The organism is Ramlibacter sp. PS4R-6, from assembly GCF_037572775.1.
Classification (GTDB): Bacteria; Pseudomonadota; Gammaproteobacteria; order Burkholderiales; family Burkholderiaceae_C; genus Ramlibacter.
Genome location: NZ_JBBHKA010000001.1, coordinates 463,670 through 479,275 on the forward strand (window position 1 = coordinate 463,670; position 15,606 = coordinate 479,275).

Annotated in this window: 15 protein-coding genes; 3 read left to right on the forward strand and 12 right to left on the reverse strand. The window is 68.4% G+C overall.

The features are described from left to right. Positions 1 to 35: 35 nt before the first annotated feature. Positions 36 to 779, reverse strand: coding sequence for a BPSS1780 family membrane protein (locus tag WG903_RS02235; RefSeq protein WP_340072567.1), 744 nt, complete (start codon positions 777 to 779; stop codon positions 36 to 38). 126 nt (positions 780 to 905) lie between these two features. On the opposite strand from WG903_RS02235, the gene WG903_RS02240 reads away from it, so the two are divergent. Further along, on the forward strand, positions 906 to 1,802 hold the full coding sequence (locus tag WG903_RS02240; RefSeq protein WP_340072568.1) for a cupredoxin domain-containing protein: 897 nt from the start codon (positions 906 to 908) through the stop codon (positions 1,800 to 1,802). On the opposite strand, the gene pgi is transcribed toward WG903_RS02240, so the two are convergent. Beyond that, positions 1,799 to 3,346: a glucose-6-phosphate isomerase gene (gene pgi, locus WG903_RS02245; RefSeq protein WP_340072569.1), complete on the reverse strand. Its 1,548-nt coding sequence runs from the start codon at positions 3,344 to 3,346 to the stop codon at positions 1,799 to 1,801. The two genes, WG903_RS02240 and pgi, sit on opposite strands and share 4 nt — an antisense overlap. Beyond that, positions 3,343 to 4,296: a transaldolase gene (tal, locus tag WG903_RS02250; RefSeq protein ID WP_340072570.1), complete on the reverse strand. Its 954-nt coding sequence runs from the start codon at positions 4,294 to 4,296 to the stop codon at positions 3,343 to 3,345. Before tal ends, pgi begins: the two co-directional genes overlap by 4 nt. A 55-nt stretch (positions 4,297 to 4,351) precedes the next feature. On the opposite strand from tal, the gene zwf reads away from it, so the two are divergent. Further along, the gene (gene zwf / locus WG903_RS02255) at positions 4,352 to 5,815 is read left to right on the forward strand and encodes a glucose-6-phosphate dehydrogenase (RefSeq protein ID WP_340072571.1); all 1,464 of its coding nucleotides are present in this window, start codon (positions 4,352 to 4,354) and stop codon (positions 5,813 to 5,815) included. 4 nt (positions 5,816 to 5,819) lie between these two features. Here the strand turns inward: zwf and WG903_RS02260 are convergent, their stop codons facing one another. The 8 genes from WG903_RS02260 to WG903_RS02295 all read right to left on the reverse strand — a co-directional run bounded on the left by WG903_RS02260 (position 5,820) and on the right by WG903_RS02295 (position 14,226). Continuing rightward, positions 5,820 to 6,296 (reverse strand): GNAT family N-acetyltransferase, encoded by a 477-nt coding sequence (locus tag WG903_RS02260; protein ID WP_340072572.1) that lies wholly within the window; start codon positions 6,294 to 6,296, stop codon positions 5,820 to 5,822. Further along, on the reverse strand, positions 6,296 to 7,288 hold the full coding sequence (locus WG903_RS02265; protein ID WP_340072573.1) for an ABC transporter ATP-binding protein: 993 nt from the start codon (positions 7,286 to 7,288) through the stop codon (positions 6,296 to 6,298). The genes WG903_RS02260 and WG903_RS02265 overlap by 1 nt, the downstream gene beginning before the upstream one ends. Continuing rightward, on the reverse strand, positions 7,285 to 8,262 hold the full coding sequence (locus WG903_RS02270; protein ID WP_340072574.1) for an ABC transporter ATP-binding protein: 978 nt from the start codon (positions 8,260 to 8,262) through the stop codon (positions 7,285 to 7,287). Before WG903_RS02270 ends, WG903_RS02265 begins: the two co-directional genes overlap by 4 nt. After that, positions 8,262 to 9,197 (reverse strand): ABC transporter permease, encoded by a 936-nt coding sequence (locus WG903_RS02275; RefSeq protein WP_340072575.1) that lies wholly within the window; start codon positions 9,195 to 9,197, stop codon positions 8,262 to 8,264. The genes WG903_RS02270 and WG903_RS02275 overlap by 1 nt, the downstream gene beginning before the upstream one ends. Then, complete coding sequence (locus WG903_RS02280; protein ID WP_340072576.1) at positions 9,194 to 10,771, reverse strand: ABC transporter substrate-binding protein; 1,578 nt, start codon at positions 10,769 to 10,771, stop codon at positions 9,194 to 9,196. The genes WG903_RS02275 and WG903_RS02280 overlap by 4 nt, the downstream gene beginning before the upstream one ends. A 28-nt stretch (positions 10,772 to 10,799) precedes the next feature. After that, the gene (locus WG903_RS02285; protein WP_340072577.1) at positions 10,800 to 12,011 is read right to left on the reverse strand and encodes a M20 aminoacylase family protein; all 1,212 of its coding nucleotides are present in this window, start codon (positions 12,009 to 12,011) and stop codon (positions 10,800 to 10,802) included. Then, positions 12,011 to 12,991 carry an ABC transporter permease gene (locus WG903_RS02290; protein ID WP_340072578.1) on the reverse strand — a complete coding sequence of 327 codons (981 nt, stop codon included), beginning with the start codon at positions 12,989 to 12,991 and terminating at the stop codon, positions 12,011 to 12,013. Before WG903_RS02290 ends, WG903_RS02285 begins: the two co-directional genes overlap by 1 nt. 140 nt (positions 12,992 to 13,131) lie before the next feature. Continuing rightward, positions 13,132 to 14,226, reverse strand: a complete 1,095-nt coding sequence (locus WG903_RS02295; protein WP_340072579.1) for a porin — start codon at positions 14,224 to 14,226, stop codon at positions 13,132 to 13,134. A 320-nt stretch (positions 14,227 to 14,546) separates the two neighbouring features. Between WG903_RS02295 and coq7 the strand changes: the two genes are divergently transcribed. Beyond that, a complete protein-coding gene (gene coq7 / locus WG903_RS02300) occupies positions 14,547 to 15,164 on the forward strand; it encodes a 2-polyprenyl-3-methyl-6-methoxy-1,4-benzoquinone monooxygenase (protein WP_340072580.1) in 618 nt (205 codons plus the stop codon). Here the strand turns inward: coq7 and WG903_RS02305 are convergent. Further along, positions 15,161 to 15,604 (reverse strand): OsmC family protein, encoded by a 444-nt coding sequence (locus tag WG903_RS02305; protein WP_340072581.1) that lies wholly within the window; start codon positions 15,602 to 15,604, stop codon positions 15,161 to 15,163. The two genes, coq7 and WG903_RS02305, sit on opposite strands and share 4 nt — an antisense overlap. Between the last annotated feature and the right edge of the window lie 2 nt (positions 15,605 to 15,606).

The window sequence follows — 15,606 nt, forward strand, 5'->3', positions numbered from 1 at the left end:
TCCGCCATCGAAAAGGGCCCCTCGGGGCCCTTTTTTTACGCCTGTCCGAAGACGTCGCGGAACGACGCGTACATCCCCAGCATCGTCAGCGGTACCAGCAGGAGCCAGCCCAGCGCGAAGGGGATCGACGCAATGACCGCGGCCACGATCCAGAGCACGCCGAAGACGACGAACGCCGCCAGGTTGGCGACCGTCGCCGACCAGCTTTGCTTGAGCGCTGCCACCGGCTCCACGCCGCGCAGCACGACCAGCGCCGGCGCGAACCAGAACGCCATCGCGAAGACGAAGCTCAGGCCCAGGCAGACGATCAAGGCCAGCAGCCCGAAGCCCGCACCGGCCAGCATGCCGGAGCCGCTGCGGTTCGCGCCGCCCGCAATGATGCCCATGACCGCGCCCGCGCCCAGGACGAACATCACCGCGGCAATGATGAGCGTGGCGACGATGGCCACCGCGCCCAGCACCAGCAGCGGGTTGAGCTTGTCCTTGAAGCCCGAGAACAGGTCGTTGAGTTCCAGCGTGCCGCCGCCATCGAGCTTGTGCGCGCTCAGCATCCAGCCGCCGGCAATCACCTGCGCCAGCACCGCCGCGGCGATCCCGCCGATCACGGGGATGAAGCCGAGCACCGCGCACCCCACGAAGAAGATCACGCCGAACACCAGCCACATGCCGGGATTCTTCATGAACAGCCCCCAGGCCTCCGTCCACCAGGCCAGGCCCCGGCCGGCATCCACCGAGCGGCGTCCGCTCGCGCCCGCACTTTCGACCACTGCTTCGTCCATCGTGCCCCTCCAGTCGTGAGTCGGTTCGGATCGAACCGCTGCGGAGTATGACGCGCTGCCGCGCCAGCGCAAGGGGTGCGCGCGGGGCTTGACCTTCCCACCGTGGCAATGTCTAGCATCCCGCACATGACTGTTTCTTTCCAGCGCCACCACGTGGCCATGCTCCTTCGCTACTCCGGGATCAGCTTCATTTCCGGGGCGGTCAACCACGGCTTCTTCAGCGGCGAGCGCTCGTTGTGGACGGCCGCCGCCGGCATCGCGCTGTTCGTCGCCGGCGCCTGGATGGAACACCGCCTGGCCGTCGACCGCGACGAGACGAGCCTTGCCCGCACCCTGCTGTGGGGCACCTTGCTGTCCATCGGCCTGGGATTCTTCACCGGCGGGCTGCAGCACTTTCCCGACTCGCCGGCACGCAGCAGCTGGGTCGTGCCGCTGGGTTTCGCGCTCTCCGCCGCCGCATTGTTCATGGGCGAGCGCCAGGCCCTGGGCCGCACGGTTGCCGCCTATGTGCTCGCCGGCACCCTCCTCGTGTCCGGCGCGAGCGCCGCGGCATGGCAGTGGCTCGAAGGCCGGCCGCAGGAAGCACAGACCGGCCATGCCCACGAGGGATCGCCGCGGGGCGCGGTGGCCCAGGTCGTCACGCGCAGCGTGGAGGTCGTCATGGACGACACGATGCGGTTCACGCCGGCGGCGATCGCGGTGAAGCCCGGCGAGACGCTGCGCATCGTGGCGCGCAACGCCGGCCGCGTCGCCCACGAGCTGGTCATCGGCGACACGGCCGCCATCCGGGACCACGCGCAGGCGATGCGCGCCGGCAAGGAGCACACGCATGGCGCGGCAGCCATCACGGTTGCGCCCGGCGCCACGGGCGAGCTGGTGGTGACGTTCCAGCAGGCGGCGATGCTGGAGATGGCTTGCCTGGTGCCCGGGCACTACGAGGCCGGCATGCGGGGCACCGTCGAGGTCGCGGCAGCGGAAGCCGCGCCGCGCGCGCCGCATTCAGGCGCGACGCACAAGCACTAGCGCAGCCGCTGCAGCAGGCCCGCCGTCGACGGGTCCAGGCCCTGCACCTCGCCGCTTTGCAGCCGCGGCGCGATGTCCTTGGCCAGCACCTTGCCCAGCTCCACGCCCCACTGGTCGAAGCTGTCGATGCCCCAGATCGAGCCGCTGGTGAACACGCGGTGCTCGTACATCGCCACCAGCGCGCCGAAGCTCTCCGGGTCCAGCCGGTCCAGCACGAAGAAGGTACTGGGGCGGTTGCCGGGGAAGTCCTTGTGGCCTCCGGCATCGCCCTGGCCTTGCATCAGCGCCTGCGCCTGCGCCAGCGCGTTGGCCAGCAGCTGCTCGTGGTGGCCCGCCAGGGCGTGCGCGGCGCCCTTCACCGCGATGAATTCGACGGGGATGACGTCCGTGCCCTGGTGCAGCATCTGGAAGTAGGCGTGCTGGCCGTTGGTGCCGGGCTCGCCCCACACCACCGGCGAGGTCGCGACCGACAGCGCGCGGCCCTGCGCGTCGACGCGCTTGCCGTTGCTCTCCATCTCCAGCTGCTGCAGGTAAGCGGGCAAGCGGCGCAGGGCGCTGTGGTACGGCGCCACGCAGCGGCTGGCAAAGGCGTGGAAGTCGCGGTACCAGACGTCCAGGAGGCCCAGGCGCGCGGGCAGGTTCGCCGCGATGGGCGCGGTGCGGAAGTGCTCGTCCATCGCATGCGCGCCGGCCAGCATGCGGCGGAAGCCCTGCGCGCCGATGCTGATCGCGATCGGCAGGCCGATGGCCGACCACATCGAGTAGCGCCCACCGACCCAGTCCCAGAAGCCGAAGGTGGTGGCGATGCCGAACTGGCGCGCGGCTTCGACGTTGGTCGTCAGCGCCGCGAAGTGGCGGGCGATGTCCTTGCCGCCGCGCTGCTCGAACCAGGCCTTGGCCGAACGCGCATTGGTCATCGTCTCGACCGTCGTGAAGGTCTTGGACGCGATGAGGAACAGCGTGGCTTCGGGCTTGAGCTGCGCCAGCACCGCCGCCAGCTCATGGCCATCGACGTTGGAGACGAAGTGGAAGCGCTTGCCCGGCGCGGTGAACTCCGCCAGCGCAGCCACCGCCATCTGCGGTCCGAGGTCCGAGCCGCCGATGCCGATGTTGACGACGTCGGTGATCGCGCCGTCGGCGCGGATGCGCTCGGCGTAGCCCAGCATCGCATCGAGCGTGTCGTGGACGGCGCGTGCATCCGGGTCGCTGCTCGCGCCCTTCGGCGAGCGCAACAGCCAGTGCTTGACCGCGCGGTTCTCGGTGTTGTTCACCGGCTGCCCCGCGAACATCGCATCGCGGTGGCGCTCGAACAGGCATTCGCGCGCCAGCTCGTACATCAGCGAGCGCACGTGCGCATCCACCAGGTTCTTCGACAGGTCGGCGAACACGTGCGGCGCCTGCTGGCTGAATTCCTCCACGCGCTTCGGATCCGAACGGAAGGCCTCGCGCAGGTCGAACACGCGGCCTTGCTGCGCGTAGTGCTGGCGCAGCAGCTGCCAGGCCTGCGTGCGGTCGCAGTGCGGGCGCGACAGCCCGGCGATCATGCCGCCGTCTCCTGCATCAGCGTCTGCAGCTTGATTGCGTCGGCCACGAAGGTGCGGATGCCTTCCGACAGCTTGGTCGTGGCCATCACGTCCTCGTTCAGGGCGAAGCGGAAATGCGGCTCGTCGTAGTGCGCGCGCACCAGGTCCAGGCGCTTGGCGGCCTCGGGGTCCAGCGCGCGTGGGACGGGCTCGTTCGAAGCCGAGAGTTCCCCGAGCAGCTCCGGGCTGATCGTGAGCAGGTCGCAGCCGGCCAGCGCCACGATCTGGCCCTTGTTGCGGAAGCTCGCGCCCATCACCTCGGTGGCGACGCCGAAATGCTTGTAGTAGTTGTAGATGCGGTGCACCGACTGCACGCCCGGATCCTTGGCGCCGGCATTGGCTGCCTCGTCCCACTTGGCGCCGGCTTCCTTCTTGTACCAGTCGTAGATGCGGCCGACGAAGGGCGAGATCAGTTGCACCTTGGCCTCGCCGCAGGCCACCGCCTGCACGAAGGAGAACAGCAGCGTCAGGTTGGTGTGGATGCCTCGCTTTTCCAGCATCTCGGCGGCGCGGATGCCCTCCCAGGTGGCCGCAACCTTGATCAGGATGCGGTCGGCGGGCACGCCTTCTGCTTGGTACAGCTCGATGATCCGCTCGGCCCGCGTGAACGAAGCCATGGTGTCGAAGCTCAGGCGGGCGTCGACCTCGGTGGACACGCGCCCGGGGATCAGCGACAGGATCTCGCAGCCGAAGCGCACGATCAGCCGGTCGATCTGCTCGTCGACGGGCTTCGCCTTGAAGCGCGTGACGGTGTCCTTCAGCAGCGGCGCGTACTCGGGCTTCTGCACCGCCTTGAGGATGAGGGAGGGGTTGGTGGTGGCGTCCTGCGGGCGGTATTGCGCGAGCTGCCGGAAGTCGCCGGTGTCGGCGACGACGGTGGTGTGCTGCCGCAGCGCTTCGAGTTGGGACATGGGCGCATTATCCGGCGCATGTGCCTCTTCCGCGCGCATTGGCTAAAGTAGCTCCATGAGTTTCGACCTGGTCCTTTTCGGCGGCACCGGCGACCTGGCCTGGCGCAAGCTGATGCCCGCGCTGTTCCAAGCGTTTCGCCACGGCAGCCTGCCGGCCGGCGGCCGCATCATCGGGGTGGCACGCGACCCGCTGTCCGACGAGCAGTACCGGGAGCTGATCCGCTCGCGCTTCGACGAGGTCGAGGGCTCCAAGCGGCCGGGCGCCGGCGAGTTCGAGCGCTTTGCGCAGCTGCTGCACTTCCTGCGCATGGACCTGTCGCAGCCGGCCGACTACCAGCGCCTGGGCGAACTGCTGCGGCAGCGCGGCGCCGACGTCGTAGTCATGTACCTGGCCACGGCGCCGTCCCTGTTCGCCTGCACGGTGGAGCAGCTGGCAGCCGCGGGCCTGAACACGCCGAACACGCGCCTGGTGCTGGAAAAGCCGCTGGGCCACGACCTGCAGTCCAACCGCGCCATCAACGAGACCGTGCGGCGCGTGCTACAGGAGCGGCAGATCTTCCGCATCGACCACTACCTGGGCAAGCCCTCGGTTCAGAACCTGTTCGCGCTGCGCTTCGGCAACGCCCTGTTCGAGCCGCTGTGGCGGCGCGAGACCATCGCCAACATCCAGATCTCCATCGCCGAGGACCTGGGCGTGGAAAAGCGCGGTGCGTTCTACGACAGCACCGGCGCATTGCGCGACATGGTGCAGAACCACGCGCTGCAGCTGCTGTGCGCGCTGGCGATGGAGCCGCCGATCAACGCCCACGCCGACGCCATCCGCGACGAGAAGCTCAAGGTGCTGCGCTCGATGAAGGCGTGGACGCCGCAGGCGCTGTCGCAGCACGTGGTGCGCGGGCAGTACGGGCCGGGCACGGTACACGGCGAGTCGGTGCCCGCTTACACCGAGGAGCCGGGCGTCAGGCCGGACAGCACGACGGAGACCTTCGTCGCCCTGCGCGCCGAGATCGCCAACTGGCGCTGGGCCGGCGTGCCCTTCTACATCCGCACCGGCAAGCGCCTGGCGGGGCGCGATGCGCGCATCGTCGTGTCGTTCCGCCCGGCGCCGCATGCCATCTACCGTTCGCCCGGCAACGGCGCCAACCGGCTCGTCATCCACCTGCAGCCCAAGGACGGCCTGGAGCTGCACCTGCTGGCGCAGGCGCAGGACGGCAAGCAGGCCGGCCGCGTGCAGCAGCAACTCACGCCCGTGCACCTGGACCTGGACTTCGACAAGCGCTTCGGCTCCGAGCGCGTGGGCGCGTACGAGCGCCTGTTGCTCGACGTGATCGAGGGGCGCCTGAACCTGTTCGTGCGCGCCGACGAGCAGGAGGAGGCATGGCGCTGGGTCGAGCCGATCCTCGAGCACTGGCGCAACGAGGCGGAGGGGCCGCGCCCTTACGCGGCGGGCACTTGGGGGCCGAGTGCATCGAGCGCCATGATTGCGCGCGACGGCAACTGCTGGCTGGAGGAGTGCTAGCGCCTCAGTCCTTGAGGAACTTCACGCCCGGCTTGAGTTCCTCGTACAGCAGGTAGTCGGTGGGCGCCATGCCGAGCGAGGTGTAAGTGGCGTGCGCCACCGCGTTGTCCTTCTCCATGTACAGGCGAAAGCCGCACACGCCCGCGTCGGCCTTGGACAGCTCGCGCACGTGCTCGTACATCCGCCGGTACACGCCCTGGCGGCGGAAGGGCTGCTCGACGTACACGCTCTGGATCCACCAGAACAGGCCGTTGCGCCAGTCGCTCCACTCGTTGGTGATCAATAGGCAGGCGACGACGCGGCCTTCGTGCTCCGCCACGATGTAGAAGCCGAGCGACGGGGATTCAAGCAGCCGCCGCACTCCGGCGCCGATCACCTCGGGGATGAGTTCCTTGCCCTCGGTCTCGAAGGCCATCTGCGCATTGAAACGCGCGATGGTGTCGGCGTCGCGCAGCTCGCCCTTGCGCAGCAGCAGGTCCATCAGATGCGGCCCTCCTCGACCGCATGGCAGGCCACGCGGATGCCGCGCAGCTCCAGCAGCGCGGGACGCTCGACGCGGCAGCGTTCGTTGGCATGCGGACAGCGCGGGTTGAACGCGCAGCCGCTGGGCGGGTTGAGCGGGTTGGGCACCTCGCCCTGCACCGGCGTGCGCGACTTGCCGGTGGCGTGCATCTTGGGGATCGCCTCCAGCAGCATCTTCGTGTACGGGTGCTGCGGGTTGCCGAACAGGTGGTGCTTGCCCGCGAGCTCGACGATGCGCCCCAGGTACATCACGCCGACCGTGTCGCTCACGTGGCGCACCACGGCGAGGTTGTGCGAGATGAACAGGTAGGTGAGGCCGCGCGCCCGCTGCAGGTCCTTCATGATGTTCAGCACCTGCGCCTGCACCGAGACGTCCAGCGCCGAGGTCGGCTCGTCGCACACGAGGAACTCGGGCTCGGTCGCCAGCGCGCGCGCGATGGAGATGCGCTGGCGCTGCCCGCCGGAGAACTGGTGCGGGTACTTGTCCATGTCGGGCGCCGCCAGGCCGACGGAGGCGAGCAGTTCGCCGACGCGCGCCTCCAGCTGCGGGCCTTCGGTGAGCAGGCCGTGCTCCTTGAGCGGCTCGCCGACGATGTCCTCCACCGTCCAGCGCGGGTTGAGGCTGGCATACGGGTCCTGGAAGATCATCTGGATGCGCCGGCGGATCTCGCGACTGCCCGAGCGATAGGCCGCATGGGCGTCCTGGCCGTCGAAGCTCACCGAACCGCGCGAGGGCTCGTACAGGCCCACCAGCAGCTTGGCCACCGTGCTCTTGCCGCAGCCCGATTCGCCCACGAGCGCGAGCGTCTGGCCCTTGGCGATGTCGAAGCTCACGCCGTCCACGGCATGCAGCAGCAAACGCCCCTTGCCCTCGATGAGCCGGTTGAGCAGCGGCGGCGAGACGTCGAAGGTGCGCGCGATGTCGCGCACTTGCACGAGGGGCTGGCTCATGCCGTCACACCCGCCGTGGCGTCGTGCAGCCAGCAGGCCGCACGCGTGGCGCCGGCGGCGAGCAGGTCGGGCCGCTCGATGCGGCAGCGGTCGAACGCGCGCGGGCAGCGCGGGTTGTAGGCGCAGCCGGTGGGGATCGCGTTGAGCCGCGGCATCGCGCCGTCGATCTGGTTCAGGCGCTCGCGGTCCACCGTGATGTCGGGGATCGCCGCCATGAGGCCCATGGTGTACGGATGCGCCGGCTGGTTGATCACCTCGTGCACCGGGCCGATCTCGGCGATGCGGCCCGCGTACATCACGGCGACGCGGTCGCAGGTCTCGGCGATCACGCCCATGTCGTGCGTGATCAGCATGACGGCCGCGCCGCGGTCCTTGCACACCTTCTTCAGCAGCGAAATGATCTGCGCCTGGATCGAGACGTCCAGCGCCGTGGTCGGCTCGTCGGCCACGATCAGCTTCGGTTCGGCCGCGAGGGCCAGCGCGATCACCACGCGCTGGCGCATGCCGCCGGAGAACTGGTGCGGGTAGTGGTCGATGCGCTCCTTGGCCGCGGGGATGCCGGTGTCTTCCAGCAGCGCGATGGCGCGGCGGCGCGCCTCGTCGCCGCCGACGGGCAGGTGCGCGAGGATGGTCTCCGTCAGCTGCCGCCCGATCGTGTAGAGCGGGTTCAGCGACGTCAGCGGGTCCTGGAAGATCGCGCCGATCTTGCGCCCGCGGATGTGGCGCATCTGGTCGTTCGGCAACTGGTCGATGCGCTGACCCTCGAGGATCACCTGGCCGGAGGCGACGCGCCCCGGCGGTTCCAGCAGGCCGATGATGGACGCGCCCGTGAGCGACTTGCCCGCGCCCGATTCGCCGACCACGCCGAGGATCTCGCCCGGCGCGATGTCGAAGCTGATGTCGTCCAGCGCGCGGAGCGTGCCGCGGCGGTGCGGGAACTCGACGACGAGGTTCTTGACTTGCAGCAGGGTCATCAGCGCAACCGGGGGTTCAAGGCGTCACGCAGCCAGTCGCCCAGCAGGTTGACCGACAGCGCGATCAGCACCAGCGCCGCGCCCGGGAACACGGTGATCCACCAGTTGCCCGAGAACAGGAACTTGTTGCCCACCTGGATCAGCGTGCCCAGCGACGGCGAGTTGGGCGGCACGCCCACGCCCAGGAAGGACAGCGTCGCCTCGGTGATGATCGCCGTGGCGACCTGGATGGTCGCGAGCACCATCACCGGCCCCAGGATGTTGGGCAGCACGTGGCGCCGCATGATCCGCAGGTTCGACACGCCGGTGACGCGCGCGGCCTGCACGTACTCGCGGTTGCGCTCCACCAGCGTGGAGCCGCGCACCGTGCGCGCGTACTGCACGAAGCCACTGCCGCCCGCCAGCGAGATCGACAGCACCAGCGTTCCGAACACGACCGCTTCGTTGGCGTTGGGGAACATCGCCCGCCCCACCCCCGCGATCAGCAGCGCGACCAGGATCGCCGGGAACGACAGCACGACGTCGCAGACGCGCATGATGAAAGCGTCGATGCGCCCGCCGACGAAGCCCGACAGCAGCCCCAGGCTGACGCCGATCAGCATCGAGAACACCACCGACGCGAAGCCCACCATCAGCGAGATGCGGGCGCCGAACATCAGCGCCGAGAAGATGTCGCGGCCCTGGTCGTCGGTGCCCAGGAAGTACTTGGGGTTGCCGCCCTCGGCCCAGCGCGGCGGCAGGAAGGCGTCGCCCAGCTCCAGCGTCGCCAGCTCGAAGGGCTTGTGCGGCGCCACCCAGTTGGCGAACACCGCGCAGAAGATGCAGGCGAAGGCGATCACCGCCGCCGTCACCGCCACGGGCGACGTGCGGAAGCTGTAGCCGATGTCGCTGTGCCAGGCCCGCGCGAGCAGGCCGGGGTGGGAGGCCGCGGTCACTTGACGGTGACGAACTTCCAGGGCATCTCGTTGCCCGGGTGCTGCACGACCTCGACGTTCTTCTTCATCGCCCAGTTCAGGTACTGCTGGTGCAGCGGGATGTGGCCGATGTCGTCCAGGTGCAGCTTGACGGCCTCGTGGATCATCTCGCCGCGCTTCTTCACGTCGGTTTCGGAGGCGACCTTGTCGGTGAGCTCGTCGAGCTTGGCGTTGCTGTAGGCGCCCAGGTTGAACTGGCCGCGGCCGCCGTCACCGGGGCTCGACATGATCGAGTACAGCACGTTGTGCGCGTCGACCGTGCTGGAGGTCCAGCCGAGCATGTAGAAGCTGGTGTCGCGGCGCAGGATCTTCGGGAAGTACGTGCCCTTGGTCTCGGCCTGCAGGTTCACCTTCACGCCCACGCGCGCCAGGTTGGCGGACACCGCCTGGCAGATCGCGGCGTCGTTGACGTAGCGGTCGTTGGGGCAGTTCATCGTCACCTCGAAGCCTTGCGGGTAGCCGGCGTCGGCGAGCAGTTTCTTCGACGCCTCGGGGTCGAAGGGCAGGCGCTTGTTCAAGTCGGGCGCGAAGCCGTTGACCTGCTGCGGCCACATCTCGGCGATGGGGTTGGAGGCGCCGCGCATCACGGTGCGCTTGATGCCCTCGACGTCGATGGCCTGGTAGAAGGCCTGGCGCACGCGCTTGTCCTTGAAGGGGTTCTTGCCCTTGACGCTGGAGAAGAGCAGTTCGTCGCGCTTCTGGTCCATGCCCAGGAAGATCACGCGCAACTCGGGGCCCTGCAGCACCTTCAGGTTGGACGCGGCCTTGATGCGGTCGATGTCCTGCACGGGCACCGGCTCCATGAAGTCGATCTCGCCGGAGATGAGCGCCGCCACGCGCGTGGCGTCGTTGCCGATGACGTTGAAGATCACCTCGTCGACGTTGCCGTCGATCTTGCCCCAGTAGTTGCCGTTGCGCACGAAGGTCGTGCGCACGTTGGGCTGGCGCTCGCGCAGGCGGAACGGGCCCGTGCCGTTGGCGCGGAACGACGCCGCGTTCTCGATGCCGCGGCGGCGGTCCACCGGGCGCGTCGCCTGGTTCTGCTCGCACCACTTCTTGCTCATGATGAACCAGCGGTAGAACACGTCCGGCAGGATCGGGAAGGGCTGCGTCGTGACGATGTCGATCGAGTGGTCGTTGAGCTTCCTGATCTCCTTGATCTGGCCCACGTAGGTCTTCATGTCCGAGCCCTCGCCCTTGGCGCGCTCGTAGCTGAAGATCACGTCGTCCGCCGTGAACGGCGTGCCGTCGTGGAATTGCACGCCCTTGCGCAGGTCGAAGTGCCACACGGTCGGCGAAGTCTGCTTCCACGAGGTCGCGAGCCCCGGCGCCAGCTTGTAGTTGCGGTCGCGCGTGACGAGCGGCTCGTACAGGTTCTCGGTGACGGTCAGCTGCAGCGACTCGTTGAGCGAGTGCGGGTCCATCGACAGCGCATCGCCCTGGTTGCCGATCTTGATGGTCACGGCCTGCGCGGCGCCCGTGGCCAGCGCCGCGGCCGCGGCGATGGCGTACAGCCAGTTCTTCGTCTTCGTCATTCCTTGTTCTCCTTCCGAGTGTGTGCCCTCATGAGGCGGCCAGCGGCATCCCCTGCTCGGCCAGGCTCGCGTGGAGCGCGGAGCCAAGCGGAAGGACATCGTCGTTGAAATCGTAGCGGGCGTTGTGCAGGAAGCAGTTGTCCGCGCCCTGCCCCAGGCGCAGGTAGGCGCCCGGCTTGTTCTGCAGCATGAACGAGAAGTCCTCGGCGCCCATGCTCGGCTCGAGGTCGCGGTCCACGTGCTCGGGGCCCACGAGGCTTTCGGCCACGTCGGCGGCGAAGCTCGCTTCGTCCGGCGTGTTCACCGTGGCGGGATACGAGCGCTCGTACCTCACCGAGGCCGTCGCGCCGAAACCCAGCGCCACCGCCGACGCGATCTCCTGCAGGCGCCTTTCGACCAGCGCCTGCACTTCGGTCTTGAACGTGCGGATGGTGCCCACGATGGTGGCGCTGCCAGGGATCACGCTCATCGCGTGCACGTCGCCGGCGTTGATCGCGCACAGGCTCACCACGGCGCTGTCGATGGGGCGGATGTTGCGCGAGACGATGCTCTGCGCGGCGGTGATGATGTGCGCGCACACGAGCACGGGATCGACCGCAAGGTAGGGATGCGCGCCGTGCCCGCCCTTGCCGGTCACCTCGATGGTCACGCGGTCGGCCGCGGCCATCATGGCCCCCATGTTGATGCCGATGGTGCCGGGCTTCATCGAGGGCCAGTTGTGCATGGCGAAGATCGCCTCGACCGGCCAGCGGTCGAACAGGCCGTCGTCGACCATGGCCTTCGCGCCGGCGAAGCCTTCCTCGCCGGGCTGGAAGACGAGCACCGCGGTGCCGTCGAAGTTGCGCGTCTCGGCGAGGTAGCGCGCGGCGCCCACCAGCATCGCCGTGTGGCCGTCGTGGCCGCAGCCGTGCATCATGCCGCTCTTGGTCGACTTCCACGCGAAGTCGTTCTGCTCGGTCATGGTCAGCGCGTCCATGTCGGCACGCAGGCCGATCATGCGGCCGCTTTGCGTGCTCTTGCCGCGCACCACTGCAACGACGCCCGTCTTGCCGATGCCGGTGTGGATCTCGTCGACGCCGCAGACCTTGAGCGCCTCGACCACGCGCGCGGAGGTGTAGACCTCCTCGAAGCCGAGTTCCGGGTGCGCGTGCAGGTCGCGGCGCAGCGCGGTGAGCTCGGGCACGAACTGGGCGATGTGGGCGAAGGCGCGGCCGTTGGCCTTCAGGCGCGGGGCAAGCATCAGTGTCCTTTGGCCGCCTCGACCCGCAGGCGCGGGTCGACGGCGAAATACAGCATGTCGACGACGAGGTTGATGATCACGAAGATCAGCGCGATCAGGCACAGGTAGGCGGCCATCACCGGGATGTCGGCGAAGGTGACCGCCTGGATGAACAGGAGGCCCATGCCGGGCCACTGGAACACCGTCTCGGTGATGATCGAAAACGCGATGAGCGTGCCCAGCTGCAGGCCGATGATGGTCATCACGGGCACCAGCGTGTTCTTCAGCGCATGCCCGAAATGGATGGCGCGGTCCGTCAGGCCGCGGGCGCGCGCGAACTTGATGTAGTCGGTGCGCAGCACCTCCAGCATTTCCGCGCGCACCAGCCGCATGATCAGCGTGAGCTGGAAGATCGCGAGCGTGATGCCCGGCAGCACGATGTGCGCCCAGCCGTCGCGCGTGAGCAGCCCGCTGGACCACCAGCCGATCTTCACGACGTCGCCGCGGCCGAAGCTGGGCGCGATGCCCAGCAGCACCGCGAACACCAGGATCAGCAGGATGCCGATCAGGAAGGTGGGCAGCGACACGCCCAGCAGCGAGATCGTGAGGAAGACCTGCGACAGGAAAGTCCCCCGGCGCAGCGCCGAGTACACGCCCATCGGGATGCCGATCACCACCGCGATGACGGCGGCGACGAGCGCCAGCTCAAGCGTGGCGGGAAAGCGCTCGCCGATCAGGCGCGAGACCTTGGCGCCCTGGCGCAGCGACAGGCCGAACTCGCCTTGCGCCGCGTTGCCGAGGAAGTGCATGAACTGGACGTAGAAGGGCTGGTCGAGGCCTAGGTCGCGGCGCAGCTCGCGGATCTGCTGGGGCGTGGCGTCCTGGCCCAGCAGGAACACGACCGGGTCGCCGACGTACTGGAACAGCAGGAAGGCGATGAAGGCCACCGCCACCATGACGATCGCGGCCTGGAACAAGCGGCGCAGGATGAAAGCGAACATGCAGTCTGGCAACGCAGGCGAGAGGGCATGCTAGCAGAGCAAGTTCGGTGCCCCACTGAGGGCTTACGGCAATAAAAAAGGCCGCCCATTCGGGCGGCCTTCAAGTTTCTTCATCAAACCGGCCTTGCGGCCGGCCGGGATCAGAACGAGTGCTTGATACCCACGTCGATGCCGGTGCCCGAACCCGCAGCAGCAGCCGTGCCGGCGAAGCCGGGGTTGCCACCGCCGTTGCCGCCCAGGAACGTGAAGTTGCCACCGTTCTTGTTGGAGATGTGCGAGTACGTCGCGTAGGCGGCGGTGCGCTTGGACAGGTTGTGCACGTAGCCCAGGGCGAGCTGGTTGGCCTTCCAGCCGGCTGCGTTGTTGACCTTGATGTGGCCCCACGACAGCGGGATGTAGCCGGCGCCGACCGGGATCGTGCCGCCCAGCGACCAGTAGGTGTGCTTCGTGCCAGCCAGGTCGGAGTCGTTCACGCCGATCTTGGCCATGACCTTGGCCATGCCGAAGTCGTACGAACCACCGAGGTTCCAGTTCTTGTACTTGAACACGGGACCGGCGGCGGAGTTCGAACGCGACACGGCACCAGCGACGTTGAACGGGCCGGCGGCGTAGCCGACGCGCGCGCCGAGGTAGCGGTTCGTGGCGGCGGCGGTGCTCAGGTTCTCGGCGAAGGCGTACGTGATTTGCGCGTACACGCCGGTGCCGATGTGCGACGAGGCGTTCGGGCCCATGCCCCACAGGTACGACAGGCCGTTGTTGGTACGAGCAGCGGTCGTCGGGTTGTCGCCCGCCGCGCCGTTCGTGCCGCCGCCTTGCGAGACGTTCGCACCCGAGCCGGCGCCCAACGTGCCGAACGGGTCGAACACGGTGTGGTTCCAGAAGGACGGGGTGTAGTCACGGCCGAGGCGCAGCTGGCCGAACGGGCCCGCCAGCGACAGGTAGCTGCGACGCTGGAAGACGACCGCGCCGCCCGTGCCGTTGCCCAGGCCCGCGTCGTTCAGGATCGCGGCCTCGAGCCAGAAGCCGGCGTACATGCCGCCGCCGAGGTCTTCCACGCCACGAACGCCCAGGGCGCTGGACGTGTTGCCCGAGGTGGACATCATCGTCTTGTGCACGCCGTTCTGGCTGTAGCGCGAGACCATCGCGTCCAGGGCGCCGAACAGCGTCACGGACGACTGGGCAAAGGCGGCGCTGGTAGCAGCCAGCGCGGCCAGAGCAATGAGGGACTTTTTCATGCAAGTTTCTCCAAGGTTAAACGAAGGGCTCCGGTGAAGAAGGGGTCACGAACGATGGGCAGCATCGAGTGCTCCCGCCGGATCCCCGGGCCAACCTCCTTTTGGGAAGTTGGGCTAATTGCACCAGAGGGGCTTTTCTTGCGCAAAGTATTTAGGCCTCACGGGCGTGTTTCGTTGCACATGGACAACAAACAAAAACCGCTCAGTGGACGGTACGCAACAGCCCCGGATCGGGTTTCGGATGGCGAAAACAAGGCTGTCATTTCGCTGAATCCACGGCCGCGCCACAGCTGGGGCGCGGGGGTTCTTACACTCGGTGCATGGACCTGCTTCTGGCCGCCGCCGACAGCGCGCTTCGCACCTTGTTCGCGCGCCCGCGGGCCACGCGCCCGTGCCCGGTCGTGCCGGCGGATGAAACGCGGCTGGCGCCCGAGGAAAAGCGCCACGCGGCGGCCCTGATGCGCGTGAACCATGTGGGCGAGGTGTGCGCGCAGGCGCTGTACACCGCGCAGGCACTGGCCACGCCGAACGCGCAGCTGCGCCGCCACTTCGAGAAAGCCGCCGACGAGGAAACGGACCACCTCGCGTGGACGTCGGAGCGCCTGAAGGAGCTGGGCGCGCGGCCCTCGCTGCTCAACCCGCTCTGGTATGCGGGCGCCTTCGGGCTCGGCCTCGTCGCAGGGCGTTTCGGCGACCGCGTGAGCCTGGGCTTCGTCGTGGAGACGGAACGCCAGGTGGAGTCGCACCTGCAAAGCCACCTCGAGCGGCTTCCCGCCGGGGACCACGCATCGCGCGCGATCGTCGTGCAGATGAAGGAAGACGAGGCCACCCACGCCGCCAAGGCGCTCGACGCCGGCGGCTTGGAGCTGCCTGCGCCAGTGAAGCTCGCGATGCGCGCGGCGGCCAAGGTGATGACCACCACCGCGCACTACATCTAGGCCACGAGCTCGAAGCTGGTCGTCATTTCGGCGGTTTTCGCGAGCATGGCGCTCGCCGAGCAGTACTTCTCGTGGCTCAGGGCGATGGCGCGCTCCACCGCTTCGGCCGGCGCGCTGCCCGACACCGTGAAGTGCATGTGGATCTTCGTGAACACCTTGGGGTCGGTGGCCGCGCGCTCGGACGTGAGCTTCACGCTGCAGGCGCGCACGTCGTGGCGCCCGCGCTTGAGGATCAGCACGACGTCGTAGGCCGTGCAGGCGCCCGTGCCCGCCAGCACCGTCTCCATCGGCCGTGGCGCCAGGTTCTGGCCGCCGTTTTCGGGCCGCGCCGCGTCCGGCGCGCCATCCATGACCAGGACATGGCCGCTGCCGGTCTCGGCCAGGAAACCCATTCCCGAACGGGCGCCCGTGGCCCCCGTCCAACTCACCGTGCATTCCATTT